Origin of the sequence: Fictibacillus nanhaiensis (assembly GCF_049537595.1) — a bacterium.
In the GTDB taxonomy this organism is placed as follows: Bacteria; Bacillota; Bacilli; order Bacillales; family Fictibacillaceae; genus Fictibacillus; species Fictibacillus nanhaiensis_F.
Map to the genome: position 1 here is coordinate 558796 of NZ_JBMULM010000002.1, position 18282 is coordinate 577077.

17 protein-coding genes are annotated in these 18282 nt (G+C 37.7%); 11 read left to right on the plus strand and 6 right to left on the minus strand.

The window, feature by feature from the left end; translation table 11 throughout:
- Nucleotides 1-37 precede the first annotated feature (37 nt).
- Nucleotides 38-604, minus strand: a complete 567-nt coding sequence (locus tag ACOZ9X_RS14195) for an MEDS domain-containing protein (RefSeq protein ID WP_423418957.1) — start codon at nucleotides 602-604, stop codon at nucleotides 38-40.
- A 220-nt stretch (nucleotides 605-824) separates the two neighbouring features.
- Here ACOZ9X_RS14195 and ACOZ9X_RS14200 point away from each other — a divergent pair, with 220 nt between their 5' ends.
- Nucleotides 825-1859, plus strand: coding sequence for a zinc-binding dehydrogenase (locus ACOZ9X_RS14200; RefSeq protein ID WP_066392353.1), 1035 nt, complete (start codon nucleotides 825-827; stop codon nucleotides 1857-1859).
- 76 nt (nucleotides 1860-1935) lie between these two features.
- On the opposite strand, the gene ACOZ9X_RS14205 is transcribed toward ACOZ9X_RS14200, so the two are convergent.
- Together ACOZ9X_RS14205 and ACOZ9X_RS14210 are read right to left on the minus strand one after the other, a co-directional pair.
- Nucleotides 1936-3168, minus strand: coding sequence for an MFS transporter (locus ACOZ9X_RS14205; protein WP_423418748.1), 1233 nt, complete (start codon nucleotides 3166-3168; stop codon nucleotides 1936-1938).
- Nucleotides 3158-4210, minus strand: coding sequence for an ArsR/SmtB family transcription factor (locus tag ACOZ9X_RS14210; protein ID WP_423418749.1), 1053 nt, complete (start codon nucleotides 4208-4210; stop codon nucleotides 3158-3160). Before ACOZ9X_RS14210 ends, ACOZ9X_RS14205 begins: the two co-directional genes overlap by 11 nt.
- A gap of 172 nt (nucleotides 4211-4382) precedes the next feature.
- On the opposite strand from ACOZ9X_RS14210, the gene ACOZ9X_RS14215 reads away from it, so the two are divergent.
- Nucleotides 4383-4937: a GNAT family N-acetyltransferase gene (locus ACOZ9X_RS14215; RefSeq protein WP_423418750.1), complete on the plus strand. Its 555-nt coding sequence runs from the start codon at nucleotides 4383-4385 to the stop codon at nucleotides 4935-4937.
- 187 nt (nucleotides 4938-5124) lie between these two features.
- Nucleotides 5125-6084, plus strand: coding sequence for an LLM class oxidoreductase (locus ACOZ9X_RS14220; protein WP_423418751.1), 960 nt, complete (start codon nucleotides 5125-5127; stop codon nucleotides 6082-6084).
- A gap of 61 nt (nucleotides 6085-6145) precedes the next feature.
- On the opposite strand, the gene ACOZ9X_RS14225 is transcribed toward ACOZ9X_RS14220, so the two are convergent.
- Both ACOZ9X_RS14225 and ACOZ9X_RS14230 read right to left on the minus strand, forming a co-directional pair.
- Entirely contained in the window at nucleotides 6146-6796 is a 651-nt protein-coding gene (locus ACOZ9X_RS14225; protein ID WP_423418752.1) for a FusB/FusC family EF-G-binding protein, read from the minus strand.
- A 268-nt stretch (nucleotides 6797-7064) separates the two neighbouring features.
- The gene (locus ACOZ9X_RS14230) at nucleotides 7065-7940 is read right to left on the minus strand and encodes a TetR/AcrR family transcriptional regulator (protein WP_423418753.1); all 876 of its coding nucleotides are present in this window, start codon (nucleotides 7938-7940) and stop codon (nucleotides 7065-7067) included.
- 157 nt (nucleotides 7941-8097) lie between these two features.
- Between ACOZ9X_RS14230 and ACOZ9X_RS14235 the strand changes: the two genes are divergently transcribed.
- Entirely contained in the window at nucleotides 8098-9618 is a 1521-nt protein-coding gene (locus tag ACOZ9X_RS14235) for a DHA2 family efflux MFS transporter permease subunit (RefSeq protein WP_423418754.1), read from the plus strand.
- A 422-nt stretch (nucleotides 9619-10040) separates the two neighbouring features.
- A complete protein-coding gene (locus ACOZ9X_RS14240; protein WP_423418958.1) occupies nucleotides 10041-11510 on the plus strand; it encodes an aldehyde dehydrogenase family protein in 1470 nt (489 codons plus the stop codon).
- A 59-nt stretch (nucleotides 11511-11569) separates the two neighbouring features.
- On the opposite strand, the gene ACOZ9X_RS14245 is transcribed toward ACOZ9X_RS14240, so the two are convergent.
- A complete protein-coding gene (locus ACOZ9X_RS14245) occupies nucleotides 11570-13198 on the minus strand; it encodes a sensor domain-containing diguanylate cyclase (protein ID WP_423418755.1) in 1629 nt (542 codons plus the stop codon).
- 183 nt (nucleotides 13199-13381) lie between these two features.
- On the opposite strand from ACOZ9X_RS14245, the gene ACOZ9X_RS14250 reads away from it, so the two are divergent.
- The 6 genes from ACOZ9X_RS14250 to ACOZ9X_RS14275 all read left to right on the plus strand — a co-directional run bounded on the left by ACOZ9X_RS14250 (nucleotide 13382) and on the right by ACOZ9X_RS14275 (nucleotide 18072).
- Complete coding sequence (locus ACOZ9X_RS14250; protein ID WP_423418756.1) at nucleotides 13382-13870, plus strand: DinB family protein; 489 nt, start codon at nucleotides 13382-13384, stop codon at nucleotides 13868-13870.
- A 140-nt stretch (nucleotides 13871-14010) separates the two neighbouring features.
- Nucleotides 14011-14775 (plus strand): SDR family NAD(P)-dependent oxidoreductase, encoded by a 765-nt coding sequence (locus tag ACOZ9X_RS14255; protein WP_423418757.1) that lies wholly within the window; start codon nucleotides 14011-14013, stop codon nucleotides 14773-14775.
- Between the two features lie 217 nt (nucleotides 14776-14992).
- Entirely contained in the window at nucleotides 14993-15457 is a 465-nt protein-coding gene (locus tag ACOZ9X_RS14260; protein WP_423418758.1) for a GNAT family N-acetyltransferase, read from the plus strand.
- Nucleotides 15458-15596: 139 nt separating this feature from the next.
- Nucleotides 15597-16091 (plus strand): hypothetical protein, encoded by a 495-nt coding sequence (locus ACOZ9X_RS14265; RefSeq protein ID WP_423418759.1) that lies wholly within the window; start codon nucleotides 15597-15599, stop codon nucleotides 16089-16091.
- 102 nt (nucleotides 16092-16193) lie between these two features.
- The gene (locus ACOZ9X_RS14270; protein ID WP_423418760.1) at nucleotides 16194-16445 is read left to right on the plus strand and encodes a hypothetical protein; all 252 of its coding nucleotides are present in this window, start codon (nucleotides 16194-16196) and stop codon (nucleotides 16443-16445) included.
- A 169-nt stretch (nucleotides 16446-16614) separates the two neighbouring features.
- Complete coding sequence (locus ACOZ9X_RS14275) at nucleotides 16615-18072, plus strand: protein adenylyltransferase SelO (RefSeq protein ID WP_423418761.1); 1458 nt, start codon at nucleotides 16615-16617, stop codon at nucleotides 18070-18072.
- The last annotated feature ends 210 nt before the right edge of the window (nucleotides 18073-18282 follow it).

Genomic DNA, 18282 nt, shown 5'->3' on the forward strand with positions numbered 1-18282 from the left:
CAGTTAAAATTTGAAAACACTGTGATTTTGCAGTGTTTTATTTATTATTAGCTTTTAATGAATAGTTTTCTGATCCATAAAGTTCCTCATCTATAAGTATATAAGGATGTGTTCTTAACAAGCTTTCTTGAAGATGTTCTGGCATCTTATCACCCTCATATGCACATATTAGTGGGAATGCAAACTCATTTACCGCTCCGTCCACGATTCTCTCTAGGTCTTCGATAAGATGAAGAGGATCTTCCATTGTCCCCCATTCAACATGTGCCCATGAACGGAAAGACTTATTGTTATCCACATAAGGTTTAACGGTTTTGAAAAAGTAATCTACAATGGCAGGTGGATGATAGCTGCCGCTTGAATAGTAAAAGTCAAAATTATTTACATGATGAACAAGCTCCAATTGATCAGGTTTTAATCTAATGGCCAATTCTTGTTTAAGCATGCGATAGATGCGTTCGTTTTCAATAACTACAACATACTCTCCTAATGAAGTGCCCTCTTGAATAAATTTCACGATTTTTTCTGTGTATTCTTTCATTCCATTATAAGAATAAAGTACATGAACATTCCTTTTTTGTTCGATTAACTCTTTCATATTCACTTTCAAGTTATCACGACTCTCAGGTATCAATTTTTATTAGTTTACCTGTTTTACAGAATAAAAGCTAAGAGGAAGTATCAAAACGTTAACTTTACTTTATTACAGGTTACTGTGAAGGTTTTACTCTATAATTTTTGGGCTACTATAAGGATGGAGAAGTTAAATATTATATTAAAGGATTGAATAGCTGCAAGAAATTTAAGACAGAAGGAATGAGTATATGAAAGCAGTTCAAGTGACAGGTTATGGAGATATAAACAAGTTAGAAGTTGTTGAAATAAACATACCGGAGCCAGGAGAAAATGAAGTTTTGATTCAGGTGAAAGCATGTGGTATCAATAATACGGAAATTTGGATGAGAGAAGGAGCATACGGTACAGGTTCTAAATCAGGTTGGCGACCAGAAGGGGTTCAATTTCCGAGAATCCCAGGCTCTGATATTACAGGTACAGTTGTGAAAACAGGGAAACAAGTTGCATCTTCTATGATAGGAAAGGACGTTGTTTTGTTTCCTTTTACATCAAGTGGAGAAGAAGGATACGAACATATCTCTGATGATATGTCATTTATAGGGTCTGAGTATGACGGAGGGTATGCTGAATATGTAGTATGGCCAGCACATCTTTGCTTTGATATGCCTTTACAGAGTTTCACAGAAAGTGCCGTTTTCTCCGTAAGTGGTTTAACTGCGTGGCACATGGTCGAACAGATTCAGGTTCAACCGAATGAAACCGTCCTAGTAACGGGTGCCAACGGTGGTGTAGGCTCACTGAATGTACAGATTGCTGCAAATGTTTTTGGAGCTAAAGTAATTGCAGTGGTAGGCGACCTTACGTTAGAGGAAAAACTAAAAGAACTCGGAGCAACACATGTAGTCTCATATAAATCAAAGGACCTTGCGCATGAAATCCAACAAATCAACGGGGGTCCGATTGACTCTGTTTTAGATGTGGTTGGAGACGCGTTGTTTTCTACTTCTCTCCAAGTATTAAAAAACGGAGGCAAGTTCTGTACTTCAGGATCTGCCGGCGGACAAAAAACAGAGCTTGATTTTAGAACTTTATATTTAAAACACATAACACTATACGGTTCTGTTTTAGGAACAAAGGCAGAATTTGCTCGAATGCTAGATGCAATTTCTCAAGGTAAAATTAAACCCGTTATAGATCGAACGTTTCCTCTTCATGAAGCAAGAGAAGCTCAAACATATTTCAAGAAAGCAGGAAAGTTAGGAAAGATTGTATTAATTCCTTAGGAAAATGTGTTCATATTAAAAGTAAAGGAATGGCTACCAAATTAGGACTCTCTAGTTTTGGTCGCCATTTTTTCATTTAACTTGAGATTTTAACTCGATCTTTCAAATCATGATCTTTATTTTGAATCAAGGTACAGATTAAGTAATACATTCCCGGCACTGCAATTATCACACCGATAAAAAAGTATGTCATACGAGTACTTATGCCTAAGTAACTGTTAGAAGCGAATAAGATTCCGAGTGGCATGGTGATCCGAAGAAAAAGTAACCTCACTGTGCTTAATTGTGATAATCGATCTCGAGGAGCATTTCGTTGAAAAAGAGCAGAGCTTTGGGCATTGAACATTGGAAATAAGAGTCCTCCTAAGAATTCGCATCCCCAAGCGATATAAACAGAAGGAGCGAAGTACAATGCGATAAAAGACAACCCACCTCCAACAAGGCCAACATACATGGTTTTGTTGTTCTTAGGTAACTTTGTAAGAAGCAGCATGCCAAGCGCATATCCAATCGGAAACATTCCCGCAAAAATCGCATATTCCCAAGCTTCCCCGGTCAAATCTTCTCTAATAAAAGGCACATTTATTACCATAGTGGCTCCTACTGCAAATTGTACAGATGATGATAACAGAGTTAGTCTTAGTAGCTGTGGAAATTGAAGGAAAGTACGATACCCAATTTTTGTTTCTTCCCACCAGAACTTTTTTGACCATGTCGCTACTCTTTTTTTGCTTACTTGAGGAATTTGAGAAAGGGATAAGGAGCTTAGTAAAAACATAAGGCTAGATAACCCGTAAATGGTATACAGAGGACTGACTAAAAGAAGTAACGATGTAACGCCTGGTGCGATAAAACTCATGAGACGCATGGTTCCATCGAGTAAGCTGTTGGCAGAAACCAATTCTTTGTCTTCACAAAGGTCGGGCAATAAGGCGAATGAAAGACTAGCATATATCGGCTGCAATAGACCCAATACACATTGCAGGATCACTAATCCGGCAATCGTACCCATTTCTGAACCACTTACGTATCCGAACAGAGGCAAAATATAAGCAAAAGAGCGAAATCGTTGAATATTGATTATCATTCTTTCTTTAATAACGTGATTTAGAAATGGAGCACTAATTGCTTGTAGAACCAAGGACGGAAGAAAATAAAGAAGCCAAAGTGCTCCCATCCACTCTTTGGAGCCTGTTATCTCAAACAGAAGAAGACCGTTTATGATTCCACCGGCAGCGCCTCCGAATTCGGAAATGATCTCTCCGATCCAGAGGGCTTTAAATGGTCTAGATAATGAGTTATTCTTCATTTGTGTTTTCTCCCAAATAGTGTTGAAGTTGGTTGGAGAACGAACGAATATAGTGTGTATTAGCGGAATATATACCCTTTTCAACCTTAACAAATTTAGCCGCTTTTAAAAGTGATAGCTGGTGGTGCAGGGTGGTTTTTGATACGTTAAACTGTGCGGTTAATTCTTGAAGAGAGAGTGGTCCTCTCATTAGTTGATACAGTAATTTTAATCGTAGATCGTCACCTAGTGCCTTATGCCCCCGTACAAGCTCGCTTGGTGGAGAACCTGGCTCTAATAACGCTTCATCACTCAATGGATAAAAGATGAGCTTTGTATCTGATGTTTTTTGCTCAAGTATCCATGGTCTATAAGAGACATGTGGAATTAGTTTTATGTTCCAAACAGAAGGTTCTGGAACATATTTTGCTCCACTTGTCACACGTTCAATTTCTTCTGATGGTTTTTGGTTATCAAGAAGACCATGCTGTTTCTTTTCAAATGAGAGAGCATGCATCCATTTTTCCCAATCCGGATTTTGGCTGAGCCAGTTATACCATTCCGAAAGAGTATCAGTTAGTAAGGAGTGCAGTTCTTCACGGCTTACATCCCCAAGTGTTTGTACATATCCCTCTAAATAGTCGTGTCCATTAAATAGAGACGCATATTGATAGAAAGCATCAGGCTGTTCATAACTTTTCGCTGTCTCGGTTCTGTGCGATTCACATAAACGATTTTTGTAAGGTAAGAGCGTTTCATAAAAAACATCAGTTGGTAACTCAGACACTTTTAATGAAAATTCTGTAATCGTAGAAGCTGAAATTTTGTTCTGCAGCATAAACAGGGCATACCATAAGTTTGTTTGTTTTATTGTTTCTAAATTCTTTTTTAGAGACGCTGGCATTAAAGACTTTTGCTGTGTCCACTGTTCATCCTGTTCAAATGTGTGACGCAATTTTTCGTATGTATAACCTGCAATTCCTAGAGCTAGTTCCCATACCAGTGAACTCTCAATCAATAGTGATACCGTTTCATGAGAATGAGGAGAATGGATATTTTTCATGTCTACCTCCAAAATGTAATATATTCTAGTTTTTATTCTATACCTATGAAATCTAATATTCAATATATTTAGAATATATAATTCGAAATCAATTGAACTGTTTTAAAAAATCAGTAATAACCTCTATTTTCCGTATCATTGTGCTAAAATTAGGAAAAAAGGGGTTAGGGTCATGTTTGTTTATAAAATTGACGAAGAGTTATCTCTTCGCATGTTTAATGAAAAAGATGCTACAGAATTCTTCCAACTAACGATTGAATCAAAAGAGTATCTAAAGGAATGGTTAGGTTGGTTAGACTATACGAATGAAGAAGAAGATTCCCTTGCATTCATAAAAGCGACCTTAAAAGGGGTAACTGAAACAGGGGGCTTTCCGAAGACAACAGCAATTATCTATAAAGGAAACATTGCTGGAATTATCGGGTTTAACGAAATAAATAGGTTACATAAGATCGGTATTATGGGATATTGGCTCGGTCAACAGTTTCAAGGAAAAGGAATTATGATGAGAGCGTGTAAAGCTTATATTGCATATGGCTTTAATGAACTCGATCTTAATCGAATTGAAATACGAGTAGCTGAAAAAAATAAAAAAAGCCGTGCGATTCCTGAGAAGCTAGGATTTCAGGAAGAGGGCAAGATTCGCCAAGCAGAATGGCTTTATGATCATTATGTTGATCATGTGATATATGGTCTATTAGCTGAAGAATGGAAACAAAATAACTAGGGATGTTTAGGTAAGCTGACAGGAAAAGGTTTTACAGACCTTTTTGCTTTCGGCTTTTTTTGATATTACGTAATTGTTACTTGAAAGTGCCTATCGTACTTCAAAGTGCGTACTTTTATTTTTTGGTAAAGAGCGTATGATTTTAAATCATTAAGGAATCTTTTCTCATAGGAGGGCACGACCAACAATGAATCCATTCAAATATCATCGTTCTTACAATCGAATGTATAGTGAGGGTGAATTAACACTTGGACTACACATCCCTCTTGAAAATTATAGATTTGCTACACCGACGATGGAACAGCAAGTTGAATTGTCGCAGTTAGCTGAAAAATTAGGTTTTACAAGTTTATGGTTTCGTGATGTTCTGTTGGAAGATCCGAATTTTGGAGATCCAGCGGTAGGTCAGATTTACGATATGATGATCTATATGACATATTTAGCAAGTCAGACGAAGGAAATTGCACTAGGAACAGCAGCTGCTGTACTACCATTAAGGCATCCGTTGCGTGTTGCTAAAGAAATCGCAACTCTGGATCAATTGTTCCCAGAACGTGTTTTGCTTGGCGTATCATCAGGTGATAGACGTGCAGATTTTTCTGCTTTAGGTGTCTCGCACGAAACACGAGGGCAAGCGTTTGTGGAGGCTTTTCAATATCTTAACCAGGTCCTTTATAACGAATACCCAGAAATCCATTCATCCCGGGGAGCCCTGCAGGGAGCTAATCTTGTACCTAAGCCAACAAAACGAATTCCGACATTTATTACAGGCTATGCACAACAGGAAATGGAGTGGTTTTCAGAGCATGGAGATGGGTGGATGTATTATCCTCGCAGCCCTAAGTATCAAGAAGTAACAATAAAAAGGTGGAGAGAGTTAGTTGGACGCTATCATCCTAATACGTTCAAACCATTCACTCAGCCAATGCACCTTGATCTAGCAGAAGATCCTAACGAAGCTCCACAACCGATTCGTTTAGGATTTAGAATCGGCCGCAATCCATTGATCGAGCTGTTGCAAGTGTATAAAGAGTCTGGAGTAAACCACTTGTTCTTTGCACTCTTTGATAGTGAAAGACCAGCTAAAGAAGTTATACAAGAACTAGGTGAAGAAGTGATACCGCATTTTCCCGCTTTAAAACTTTAAAACTTTAAAAAGGTAACAAAAAAGCCAAGCTAGCTGCTAGACGCAGTAGCTTGGCTTTTCTTTAGTATAGAACGTCTTGAATAAACTTTTCTAAAGTGCCAACATTTGAAATTCTTTTATTACATTCATGACTGTCCGTACAGATATAATGACCGATCGCTTTATAATAATCGGGTGAAGCGTTTGCTGGTTTAGATTTTGTTATCGCTGAGAATAAGGCAACATCTGTTATTCCGTTACACAAAAAACAGATACCCTTGTTTGATGGTGTATATCTACCTTGCACACCAACTAGCTTACCGTCTAAGTGATACACGATGAACATTTTATTCGTACCAATATCAACCCAGCCAAGATAACTGATCTTTTGAAAATCAATCATATTCAAATCAGGAACTTTCAGCTTCTTCACTTTCGGAAACAATTTCATGATCTGCTTGTTAGTAGTGGTAGAAAATTCCTCAAGAAATGGTTCTAATGATTGCAAGTATTTTTGAAACTCTTCTGATTTCCGTAAAGGTATTAATCCCGCTATTAAATCTTTTTGTGATTCATCTAGGTCAGAAAAGGATTCAAGAATTTTTGATTGAGCGCTGTGTTGAACAGCTTCAATCACTTTTGAATCTGCACCATTATTACATGCACGCTGTAGTTGTAAAACCTGTTTTGTTATGAGGTTGTACTGATGATTTCTAATGAATGGTCTACTCATTTTGTTCAGCTCCTTATTGTTTGTGAAAAAAAACAAGGTGCAAAGCCATCATTAGAAACGAAGTCATACGCTCGGGCGACTGACGTTACCGATGTCTGCCCATACAAAGAATCGCCCCTAATAGTAGGCTTTGCATGAGCTGCTTCTGATTCCGGCAAAATGATTTGCCATTTTTACCGACCTCCATTCACCAATAGTATAAGAAGAGTACGTCATTTGTGCAAACATAAAAAGGCTGATTCGATTATAATTCGGACAGCCTTTTTTTTCAATTCATGTTTCTTAAAAAATACCATACTAAGTTAGTAAACGTTTGCGCTTGAGAAGAGATTGGTGATTCTTCAAAACTCTTTTGAAATGGCTTTAATAATGGCTGAAGAACAATCTTACGAATACGCTCACGTTGAAGTTCACTCATGATCGCATCAAAAAGGTCTTGCTGTTCTTCGTTAAACGTATAATCCTGCTGCAGCTGATCAGCGAGTGATAAAATATCTTCTATTTTAACTTGTTTTTTATTAGCATTTGTACGAAGTAAATCAATAGCTGAAAGAGGAATTAGAACAGATTCGTTCGTCATCATCTTCGGTACGATCATCTCAATATAAGAAAGAAGTGTATCAACGACATGTTCTAATGAGTATGTCGTATTTGTAATTTTCAGCGTGAACAACATATGGTGCATCATTCCGAAGAATAAGATGGTAGCTTCAAACACATGCTCACGAACTTCATCGCCTAAAATTTCAATAAACCGATTGGATATCCATTCCATCTCGTATAATCGATGCTGCATGACGAGTTTTTTGAGGTCAGCTTCATTGGAAGATAGAATCGCTTCAAAAAGTGGTTGAAGGTTTCTTTCCTGATTTAATCGCATAATGATTACAATTTGTTCAATGAAAACGTCCCGATCACCTGTATCCCTACCAATCTGAACGGCAATTCGCTGTTGACTGGCATCATACCGCAGAAATTCTAATATGTCTGCGATACAGTCACTTTTTGATGAGAAATAGTTATAGAACGTACCTTTAGAAATATTTGCTTTATCAATGATTTCCTGTATAGAAGTCTGCTGAATCCCTTTTTCTATAAACAGCTTTAATGCGGTATCAGCAACTTTTCTTTTTCTGTTATTCATGCGTTCCTCCTAAGTCCAACCCTTATGACTAGTATAAATTTCTTGAGATGGAAACACAACGCTTTTAGACTACCGGTACAAAAGTGTTGATATTTTTATACTGAGGGTATAAACTTAATAAAGTTAAGTAATTATTTTATACAAGAGGAGAAATGACATGGGGAATACAGATTCCGCTTTACAACATAAAAAACCACCCTATTTGATGCTTGCGATCTTGTTCGTTGGAGCCTTCGTAGCTTTCTTAAACAATTCATTGCTGAACGTAGCATTGCCTACCATCATGGTGGATTTAAATGTTAAAGACTATTCGACTGTTCAATGGCTAGTCACAGGTTTCATGCTTGTGAGTGGTGTTTTAATACCGGCTTCAGCGTTTTTAATCACTCGATTTTCTAATCGAATGTTATTTATCACAGCAATGGTCATCTTTACAATTGGTACAGCATTATCAGCTTTTGCACCTAACTTTGGTGTGTTATTAACGGGACGTATGGTGCAAGCGGTCGGTTCATCTGTAATGGGGCCAATATTGATGAACGTCATGCTCGTTAGTTTTCCGCGTGAAAAACGAGGCATTGCGATGGGGATCTTTGGTTTGGTCATGATCACAGCTCCTGCGATCGGACCAACCTTGTCAGGATATATCGTAGAATACTACGACTGGCGTCTCCTTTTTGAAATGATTCTTCCTCTAGCAATCCTTAGCTTATTGTTTGCAGTATGGAAGCTTGAGAACGTGATGAATCAGAATAAAAATGTTTCATTGGATTATCTTTCTCTCGTATTATCTAGTATCGGTTTTGGAGGCATTCTATACGGATGTAGTACGGCGAGTTCAGACGGTTGGACGGATACCGTTGTTCTATCAACACTAATTATTGGTGGAATTGCGTTGGTTATCTTTATCCTGAGACAATTAAAGTTAGATGAACCTTTGTTGAACATTCGAGTGTATAAGTATCCAATGTTTGCACTTGCATCCGTTATCGCGATCGTTAATGCGGTTGCTATGTTCTCAGGCATGATTCTAACACCGGCATACGTGCAAAGCGTTCGAGGCATATCGCCGCTTGATTCAGGTCTGATGATGCTACCAGGAGCAATCATTATGGGTATCATGTCACCTATAACTGGTAAGCTTTTTGATAAATTCGGACCTCGTGCTTTAGCGGTAACTGGACTTTCAATCACAGCGGTCTCAACTTATATGCTCGCTCACTTGCAAGCTGATTCGACATATTCTTATATCATCATGATCTATTCCATGCGCATGTTTGGATTATCGATGGTCATGATGCCGATTATGACGAATGGTCTTAATCAGCTTCCAACAAGTTTAAATCCGCACGGTACAGCTGTTAACAATACAGCACAGCAGGTTTCAGGTTCGATCGGTACAGCGATACTAGTTACGATTATGAACACTGTTACAAAAACTGAAGCAGAAAGCTTGATGAGCGGTGTAGATCCAGCGACGATTACGGAAGCTTCAACTGCTGCTTTAACACAGCAAGCTCTTCTGTCAGGTATTCAATACTCATTCTTTGTTGCATTCGGAATTAACATCGTTGCATTAGTGTTAGCCTTTTTCGTCAAACGCGTCGATACGAGTGCTGAAGCAGTAAATAAGATTGAAAAAGAAAACAAAACATCAACTAAATCAGTTACAGCTTAAGATTATTCTTATAAAACCGACACTTTGGGTACGAGTAATACCCCATCTAGTGTCGGTTTTTTCTTTTTTTTTTAAGGATTGGGTTCAGAATTTAGTCGTTGAATACGAAAGCACCATTGATCAGTATATGTTCAGGTGGAGGTGCTTTGATCTCAGGTGAAAAGGTCCACATTATAAGTGAAAGTGAAGTGTTTACCGCTGCTCACAATTAATTCTTAGGTGATTACACGCCATTTATCGGTGAACGTGTAACAAATATAACAACACGTACCGTAAAACATTTAAGATTCACAAATCATGTGTAGTATCTATAAGTAATTGGGTAAAGTAATAAGCAGATTGATTTACATCGTTTAAAAATAGGAGTAAGCTCTTAACTAATCTTTTGTAAGTAAAAAGGAGTGGAAATGAAAATGAATAAAATGAACACCGATTTTTCAAATATATATATTAACGGCGAATGGAGAAAGGGAAGCAGTGCTAGCTTCATGAAAAACACAAATCCATTCACAAATGAAGAGCTTGTTACCATTCAAGCTGCGACGAAAGAAGACTTGGACGAAGCTTATGAAGCTGCAAGAATCGCTCAAGCTGAATGGGCAAACGAACTTCCACAAAACAAGCGTGCTGTTTTAGAAAAAGTAGCTGACGTTATGCAAGAGAATGAAGAGCTCATTATTGATTGGATCATCAAAGAATCAGGCAGCACATATATGAAAGCTATCTCAGAATTTCGAGCTTCTATTAATATCTTAAAAGAATCTACAACATACCCTTATCGAATGGAAGGAAAAATTCTTCCTTCACAAACGGCAGGCAAGGAAAACAGAGTGTACCGTAATCCGTTAGGGGTAATTGGAATAATTAGTCCTTGGAATTTCCCGTTCCATCTGGCTATTCGATCCATCGCTCCTGCCATTGCGACTGGAAATGCTGTAGTGATCAAACCAGCTACCGACACACCGGTAACAGGTGGATTAATCTTTGCGAGTATCTTTGAAGCAGCTGGACTTCCAAAAGGTCTGATCAACGTGATCGTAGGACGTGGTTCAGAAATTGGAGATGAGATCGTCACACATCCAACGCCACGTCTAATCTCGTTTACAGGTTCAACAGAAGTCGGAAGACACATCGGAGAACTCGCTGGTAAGAACTTAAAGAAATCTGCTCTTGAATTAGGCGGAAATAACGTATTTATTGCGTTAAAAGAAGCAGATATTGATCAAGCCGTAGATTCAGCCTTGTTTGGAAAGTTTTATCACCAAGGACAAATATGTATGGCGATCAATCGAATCTTTGTTCATCAAGACATCTATGAAGAATTCGCAGAAACCTTTGTGAAACGAGCAAAAAACCTTAAATTTGGCGACCCATCCAAAAAAGATACGAACGTTGGTCCATTAATCAATAGAGACCAAGTTGATCGAATCTTAAAAGATATTGAAGCGAGTGTTTCACAGGGTGCGAAGATTCGTATTGGTGGAGATGCCGACGGAAATGTTTTAGAACCTACAGTGATAACAGATGTTAATAATGAAATGCCTTTAGCGAAGAATGAAATTTTTGGACCAGTAGCTATTCTTATTCCGTTTGAAAAGGATGAAGACGTTGTTCAAATGGCAAATGCTTATCCGTACGGACTAAGTGGAGCCGTTCATTCTAAGAATATTGAACATGCAACAGATATAGCCCACGAAATTCATACTGGTATGATTCACATTAACGACCAATCTGTTAACGACGAACCTCACATGCCATTTGGAGGAGAGAAGGATTCAGGACTCGGCCGATTTAATGGTGAGTGGGTGTTAGAAGAATTCACTACTCTTAAATGGTTATCTGTGCAACGTACTCCAAGGAATTATGGACCATTCATCAGCCAATTAAAGTAAATAAGTACAAAAAGCATCCGGATGACCTCATTCGGATGCTTTCTTAATATGAAGTAATCTTATGATGTTTTTCGAAATGAGTAAAAACTCAACTTGTTTTTACCCGTGTTCTTTGAAACGTATAATGCCTCATCTGCATATTCAAGTATGGTTTGTGGTGAAACGTCCTGAGCTACCCATTCAGCTGACCCCATGCTGCACCCAATTTTTATAGAATGTTCCTGAATAAGAAATGGTTGGTTAAGAGTGTCTATGAGGAATTGTGAGATCTCAATTATTTCATTTAAATAATTCTCCTGAATCGGAAGTACAACTACAAATTCATCTCCACCCAAACGTGCTGCAAAATGTTCCTTCTTCATTAATGAATCAAGGATCCGCTTACCAACTTCTATTAAAAGTAGATCTCCTGCATGATGCCCGTGTGTATCATTGATTGATTTAAAACCGTCAAGATCTATATAAAGCACCCCATAACTGCCGTTAGAAGAATCGAAGCGAACTGAATTCATGTACTCTAAAAGAGCTAACCGATTCGGCATACTTGTCAGAAAGTCCGTATGTGCCATGTTTTCCATCTTGTCTAATTGTTTTTCTGTTTGCTTCAAGGATGAGATTAAGCTTCTAAAAGAAGAACTTAGAACTTCTATATCTTTGATTCCGCGCAACAAAGGAATCTCTACAATCTCACCATCTTTCAACTTGTCAGCAGAGATAGCCAAGTCAAAAAGAGGACGAGAAACTCTCTTTGTGATAAACCATCCAATAACAGCCATAAGTAGAGAAATCACAATACCGCAGACTAAAATAAATTTTTGAAGATATTGGACGGATGCATAAGCCACTTGTTCTGATTGACGAATGACAACCGTCCAGCCGAGTCCGGGATAATTCTGATATCCGTCGCCAAAAGCATAACCTGTTACATACTCTTTTCCATCTGGCCAACGCACAAAATTCCACTCGTTTCTCTTTCCTTTATTATCGAGATCACTTATCTTTATTTTTTTTCCTAAATCATTTTTATTACCTAGGAGTACTGTATCTTCTTTACTGATTATGTATACTTCCACATCTCTTTTTTGCTCTTTTATTGGCTTTAGAATCGCGGCTTCCACTTCTTTAGACCACTCCCAGCTGAGATGGGCGGCTAACACACCTTGGAAAACGCCGTTTTTATCTGTTAATGGTGTACTGATATCAACTAATTGTAATGGTGAACCATCCTTGGTGGGGATCAGTTTGGATAACAAAAGTGCATCATGAACATCACCGATAAAAGGTTGTTCAGTTGCATTTTGAAAAACGGGACGAGCAGATATATCTTGGTTGATAAGGAGTCTCTTTGTTGAAGCTTGAATGACTCCCTTTTGATTCGTTATTCCAACCCAAGAGAAGGAGGGAATTTTATTTTGTAGCTGATCGATCAGAAATTGTGCTTCTTTTATTCTTCTTGGGTCTTTCAGAACTTTCTGTTCACTTAATACTTGTAGTTCCTGGTATCTAGACCACATGAAAGAATCAAGGTTGTGAGATAGTTGAAAAGCTGAAGAAGCTAGGGAATTACCTATTTCTTTTTCTAATAATTCGCTGGATTTATCACTGATAAAGATACTAAGAAATAATGATGTAGTTAGTATGATCAATGAGATGCTCACAGACAGATACGTTTGAATTTTGACAGACATAGAAATGACTCCTATAATAATAAAATTTATTTCAAAAAGAACCATTTGTTATATCGGAAACAATTATAGAAATGATTAGGAATCAATGAAACAAACGATGGGAAAAGTTCTCAAACGAGAATTTTGAAAGCTGATTATGCTACACTACGAGAACAAGTCATATACATTAAAGGTGATGAAGACATGCTGATTAATGACAAGATACGCCAAGACCTGTTTACAGAAGTTGAAGGATTAAATGACGAGAATCTAAATCGAAAACCTTCAGAAAATGAATGGTCTATTAAGCAAATTCTAGAACATTTATATTTAATGGAAGGCGGTATTGCTAAAAATATAAAACATCAACTTCAGAATGGTAAAGTGGTAAACGCAGACAAGAAGCCGATTGAAGCAACAATTAACAGAGAAATTAAAGTAGATGCTCCAGAATTTGCAGTGCCAACTTCAGAATTTGCATCTATTGAAGAGCTAAAGATGAAATTGGCTGCAACTCATCAACACTTACTAGATATCGAGAACACTGCTGATGAAAAGGACTTAGAGTCAAAAGGCTTTCCACATCCAATTTTCGGTGATATTAGTTTAAAACAATGGATTCCGTTTGTGGCCTATCATGAACAACGACATATTCTTCAAATTAAAGAAGTAAAAGAAAAGTTAAGTCTCTAAACGAATATAATACAGACCGTACATTCTTCAAAGAGGAGAATGTACTTTTTTTATAGAACGAAAGAAAAAAGGATAAAAGGAATGAAAGCTTTGGTTTAAGTGCAATACTGATTGAAAGATTGAAAAAAGGAGGACTGAAGATGTTGTTGAAAGACAAAATCGCAGTCGTTTATGGAGCGGGTGGTGCGATAGGTGGTGCTGTTGCACGTGCTTTTGCTGAAGAGGGAGCGTTTGTATTTTTAGCCGGAAGATCGCTTGATTCTCTGCAAATTGTAGCAAACGAGATAACAAATGCTGGAGGCACAGCGAAAGTAACGAAAGTAGATGCTCTTAATCAAGATGAAATAGAAGGACACCTGAATCGAATCGTACAGCATGCTGGAAGGATAGATATTTCCTTTAACGCAATAGGAATTCGAGGAGATCTTCAAGGAACGGGGCTCACCAAAATGGCACAAGAAGATTTTATGACTCCCATTTTGACGGGTGTCCAAACTCATTTTCTCACAAGTACTGCAGCAGCTAAGCATATGATAAAGCAGAATTCGGGAGTGATCTTAACTCTATCTGCATCTTCAGCAGCATTATCAGGCAGAGACCGTACTTATCATTATACGGGAGGTTTCGCCACAGCATGTGCAGCTATTGAAGGATATACCCGTAGCTTAGCCGGTGAGCTCGGTTCAAAAGGCATTCGTGTCGTATCTTTAAGATCAGATGCTATACCAGAGACTTGGAAACCAGACTTTCCTGAAGTGAGACAGTATATGGAGGAAGGAACAGCGTTAGGACGCCTTCCAAAGTTGAAAGAAGTTGCTGATACAGCGGTGTTTATTGCATCGGATAGAGCGAGTGCCATAACAGGTGCGATTATCAATGTAACGTGCGGTTCGATAATGGATTAAATCATTTTTTGGAACTTTATGTTAAAATAAACTTTATTAAATGATGAAAGTTAAAGGAGCTTAACAGAATGTCCCATACTAACTGTGTAACATGGTCTCACGAGTAAACAAAGATGTTTATTCATGAGGTAACTCTTTATTTTATTTAGTTAAGTTTCTATGAATGAATCTTTGTTTACTTCCTTCTAATGGATAAAAAATAGAATGGAGAGATAACATGCTACATTTAAACCCATTAACCGAACAAGAATTTCAGGATTATCTGGCATTTATGATTTCAGATCACGCTCGTGAAATCACTAAGAACTTCAACCTAACGTTACAGGCAGCATTAGAAGAATCAGAAATGATGATGTCTGATCTTTGGAAAGATGGATTGTTAACTGAGGGTCAGTATTTGTACAACATTCAAGATTCCACAACCTATGAAAAAGTAGGAATTCTCTGGTATGGATTGATCCCGGAGATTAATCAAGCTTATGTTTACCATATTTTCATTGACGACCTTCATAGAAGAAAAGGATACGGGAAGAAAACGTTAGAATTACTACAAAGTATGTTAAAGCAATCAGGTATAGAGTCTATTGGATTAAGTGTCTTTGGAAAGAATGATGTGGCTTATCAGTTGTATAAGAAGCTGGGTTATAAAAACACAAGAATATCGATGGAATTTGTTCTCTAAAACAATTTTACGATAAATTAGAAAATGGCTTAGGGTGAGATAAACCCTAAGCTTTTTTGTGTTTTTTGAAAGGATAGCTTGCTTCATAAACAGGAATTATATTCCAAAAGCAGAATATAGAAAAGTAAGAGGTGATCGTATGAAGAAAATAATAAGCTTGTTACTTTTAATTATCTTGGCAGCTTGCAGCGATCAAGGAGCTGTCCATAAGCTGAAAGAGAATTATCCGAATGTGAAGAAAGAGATGGAGCGGTTGCCAAAAGAGGTGCAACAAAAGATTGCAGCTCCAGAAAAACTTCCTTTTCAGCCAAAAGACGTCCAATTAACATATGCTGCAGAACCTGCGGGAGATCCAAAAGGGGATATCTTACATACTGAAATTATTTATGGTAATGAAAAAGGTTCCGTCCTTCATGTAACCACGTTTCAAAATAAAAACGCAAATTTTAATGATGAAGGTGAGAAGAAGACAACAAAATTGAAAGATGGAACTGAGGTTGTTATTGAAGTTGAATCATCTGACGTTAAATCCATTCGTTGGAGTAAAGATGATGTATATTATGGGATGATGTTAATGGGATCTCAATTTAAGATGGAGGATCTGTTGAAATCAGCAAATTCGATGGACTATTAGGAGCGGATTGGTAAAACAAGTTTGTAGCTTAAACTCCCATTACCGAAACTTTCCATCTTCTTATACGTAATTATAGTAAGAAAAAAATAGGGGTGGAGAGCAATGATTGAAGTTAGTGTAAAAAAGATAGATAACAACTTTATTATTCGATGGCAGCTATTGAGGGTGGAGATTCCAGCAGAGGATATTCTTAATGTAGGCTTAGACGATACATATGGTGGAGTCGATAAGGAGGCTATCCGTATCGGTTTTCCGTATGGAATGACAGATCGGGTCTTTATTGAAACAAAAAAACAAACCTATATTTTGTTTACTTCTAATCCATCAGCTATTATGAAAAAACTAAGTGCTTGAGGAACGATAATAGTTTAGACTGAACTCGGTTTGAATTTTTCCGGGTTTTCTTATGATTAATTACTTTCTAATAAAATCAATATACAGATAACAAACGAGGACAGGTCTATTATGTTAAGGTGAAATTAGAAATCAAGGATATAATCATATAAAAGAAGGTGTGCTTCTCATGACAAAAAAAACAGGCTGGAATTTAGAGAACAGTTATGCTGAACTACCAGATAAATTTTTCTCAATAATAGATCCAAACCCAGTAGACTCTCCAAAATTAGTTGTGCTCAATGAATCGGTGGCTTTGTCTCTGGGATTGAACGCAGAATTCCTTCGAGATAAAGATGCTGTAAACGTATTTGCAGGCAACAAGCTTCCAGAAGGAGGTTCTTCCTTAGCTCAAGCCTATGCAGGACATCAGTTTGGTTATTTTAATATGTTAGGTGATGGACGAGCATTAATGGTGGGAGAGCAGATCACTCCTGATGGAAAACGTTTTGACATCCAACTAAAAGGATCTGGAAGAACTCCATACTCAAGAGGAGGAGACGGAAGGGCAGCTCTTGGTCCAATGCTTCGTGAATACATTGTGAGTGAAGCGATGCACGCTTTAGGAATTCCAACGACTCGAAGTCTGGCCGTTGTAACGACAGGTGAATCGATCATGCGTGAAACGGCTCTTCCAGGTGCTATCATGACGCGGGTAGCGGCAAGTCATCTCCGAGTAGGTACGTTTGAGTTTGCTTCAAAATGGGGAACTCTCGATGAATTGAAAGAGTTAGCAGAATATAGTTTAATGCGTCATTATCCTGAAGTGAAAAGTGATGGAAATCAATATTTGAATCTCCTCAAAAAAGTGATCGAACAACAAGCGTATTTAATTTCGAAATGGCAACTTGTTGGTTTCACACACGGCGTTATGAACACCGACAACATGACAATCAGTGGAGAAACGATCGATTATGGCCCATGTGCATTCATGGACAAATATGATCCACTGACTGTTTTTAGTTCAATCGATAGAGAGGGCCGGTATGCATACGCTAACCAGCCCCGAATTGCTGGATGGAATCTAGCTCGATTTGCTGAAACACTTTTACCACTATTACATGAAGAACAGGAAAAGGCCGTTGAATTGGCACAAGAAGTTCTATATGGTTTTTCTGACCTGTATCATGCTAACTATTTTAGAGGAATGCGATCAAAGCTTGGACTATATAATGAAGAGAAAGAAGATCAATCTCTTATAGAAGAACTACTTTCACTCATGACTACCTATAAAGCTGACTATACAAATACATTTCGTTCTTTAACATTAGGTGAAAAAGAGTGTTCTGCACTTTTTGAAGCCGAGGACTTTAAGATTTGGCTTAATAAATGGGAAGAAAGAAAAGCAAGACAGTCAGAGTCGAAAGAAGAATCTATACAGTTGATGCGAAACAGCAACCCAGCTGTCATTCCAAGAAATCATAGGGTGGAAGAGGCTATTCATGCAGCTGAAAACGGTGATTACAGCGTATTGGAAAGACTTCATCACGTCTTATCTAAGCCATACGATTACCTACCAGAACAAGATGAATACACGCAACTACCACCTGAAACAGAAGGACCATATCGAACATTTTGTGGTACGTGAACACATAAAAATTTAAGAAGAACATATAAATAAAAAGCTGCTCTGAAAGGGTAGCTTTTTTATGATTTCTAAAACATCACATGGAAAACGAGGAAAGTATGTTTCGTTGACTTTTTAGTTAATAAGGTGTACTATTTTTTATATTGTTTTTCACGATAGGTATTGATAAAGAACTAAATTTAAACTAGAATGATAGATTGGTTACTGAAA